This window comes from Gemmatimonadaceae bacterium (assembly GCA_036003045.1).
Taxonomy (GTDB): Bacteria; Gemmatimonadota; Gemmatimonadetes; order Gemmatimonadales; family Gemmatimonadaceae; genus JAQBQB01.
Genome location: DASYSS010000063.1, coordinates 1 through 1839, shown reverse-complemented (window position 1 = coordinate 1839; position 1839 = coordinate 1). Strand labels below are relative to the sequence as shown.

Sequence of the window (1839 nt, the reverse complement as noted above, 5' to 3'; positions counted from 1 at the left end):
CGTGTTCGCGAAGACGGACCCGACCGCCGGACGCCGTGGGATGTCGGCGTTCGTGGTCGAGATGGCCACGCCGGGAGTCACGATCGAGAAGCACCTGGAGAAGATGGGCCAGCGCGCAACCGACACGTCCGCCTTCGCGCTCAACGACGTTCGAGTTCCGCTGGAGAACCGCCTGGGCGAGGAGGGTGACGGCTTCAAGATCGCAATGGCGACGCTCGACTTCACCCGTCCAGGGACTGCGATCGGGGCCGTCGGCGTGGCCCAGGCCGCGTACGAGCACTCGGTCGAGTACGCGAAGGAGCGCGTGACCTTCGACGTCCCGATCGCGATGCACCAGGGCGTCAACTTCATGATCGCCGACATGGCGAGCGAGATCGAGGCTGCGCGCCTCCTCTGCTGGCAGGCGGCGTGGATGCTCGACCAGGGCTACGGACGCAAGGCGACGCTCTACTCCTCGTTCGCCAAGCGGTTCGCGGCGGACATGGCGATGAAGGTCACGACCGACGCCGTCCAGGTCTTCGGCGGCTACGGCTACATCAACGAGTACCCGGTCGAGAAGCTCATGCGCGACGCGAAGCTGTTCCAGATCTACGAGGGGACGTCGCAGATCCAGCGGCTCGTGATCGCGCGCGAGATCTTCATGCCGAAGAGCTAGCGTCGCACCCGGAATTCCAAGTGGGTGGCGGCCGGAGTCACGACCACCCGGCTGCGCTCGAGGCCGATCGCAGAGTCCAGGCTCGCGAACAGAGGCGTGCCGCCGCCGAGCAGGACAGGGATCACGTGCACACGGATCTCGTCGACCAGACCGAGGGGGAGTGCCTGCTGCATGACGGTCGCGCCGTGCAGGCCGACGACCTTGTCGCCGGCCACTTGCTTGGCCCGCTCGATCGCGCTGACCACACCGTCGGTGACGAACGTGAAGATCGGCGGATGCGATCTGGCCGGCTCGTGGTGGGTGACCACGAAGCAGGGCGTATCGCCGACCGGGCCGCCGTCGCCCCAACCGCCGTCGCCCTCGTTCTTGTCGAATGACTTGCGACCCATCACGATGGCGCCGACGCCGTCGAGCATGTCCTGCAGGAGGGCCCGGTCCTCGTCTGTCGCCGCGTCGAACATCCAGTCGTGCAGCATCCCGGCACCGTCGCCGAAGGGATTCTCGCGGCTGTCGTTCGGGCCGGTGACGTAGCCGTCGAGCGAGGCCGACATGTCGCAGATCACGCGTGCCATCAGCGCTTCCTCTCCGTTGCTTGGGCGGCTGCGCGTTCGGCGTCGCGGATCGCGTCCGCGAGCCACTCGGGAACGCGCGTCGGGCGGAAGGTGACCGCGTCGACGCAGGCGTGCTCAGTGTGGCCGTCGGCGACAAGCTCCTCGCCGCGCGTGATCGCGTACTCGTACCGGAAGCGGGCGCCGCGGAAGCCGACGCACCGCGCGTTGACGACGAGGTCGTCGTCGAACCGCACCGGGATCCGGTAGCGGCACAGCGACTCGAGGACGATCGCCTCGATCCCCTGGTCGCGCAGGGCCTGGTAGCCGCCGGCGAACGCGCGCAGGTACTCGACGCGCGCGACCTCGAACCAGACGAGGTAGGCCGCGTTGTGGGCGATGCCCTGCGCGTCGGTGTCCGCGAAGCGAACACGCACCGGGGTCGAGAAAGAGAAGCCCTCCACGGGGCGCGAGCCTATCGAGCGTATTGACAGACATAGCAAACGTGCTATGAATACATAGCAGGAATGCTATGACCGGCTCCCAAGGAGGGAACCAATGGAATCCGCGGTCGAGCAACGCCTGAACTTTCTCGAGGCGCGAGTCAAGACGCTCGAAAGCCTGCTCGGACTGGAC

The 1839-nt window shown here is 67.0% G+C and carries 3 protein-coding genes; 1 reads left to right on the top strand and 2 read right to left on the bottom strand.

The window, feature by feature from the left end; genetic code table 11:
- A partial coding sequence (locus tag VGQ44_16245) for an acyl-CoA dehydrogenase family protein (protein ID HEV8448381.1) occupies positions 1–655 on the top strand: 655 nt, incomplete at its 5' end.
- Here VGQ44_16245 and VGQ44_16240 read toward each other — a convergent pair.
- A complete protein-coding gene (locus VGQ44_16240; GenBank protein ID HEV8448380.1) occupies positions 652–1227 on the bottom strand; it encodes a dihydrofolate reductase family protein in 576 nt (191 codons plus the stop codon). The genes VGQ44_16245 and VGQ44_16240 overlap by 4 nt on opposite strands.
- Entirely contained in the window at positions 1227–1640 is a 414-nt protein-coding gene (locus tag VGQ44_16235) for a thioesterase family protein (GenBank protein ID HEV8448379.1), read from the bottom strand. Before VGQ44_16235 ends, VGQ44_16240 begins: the two co-directional genes overlap by 1 nt.
- Between the last annotated feature and the right edge of the window lie 199 nt (positions 1641–1839).

Excerpts from the sequence above, each read along its gene's own strand:
- VGQ44_16240 (HEV8448380.1), bottom strand. The coding sequence starts at position 1,227 with ATGGCACGCGTGATCTGCGACATGTCGGCCTCGCTCGACGGCTACGTC.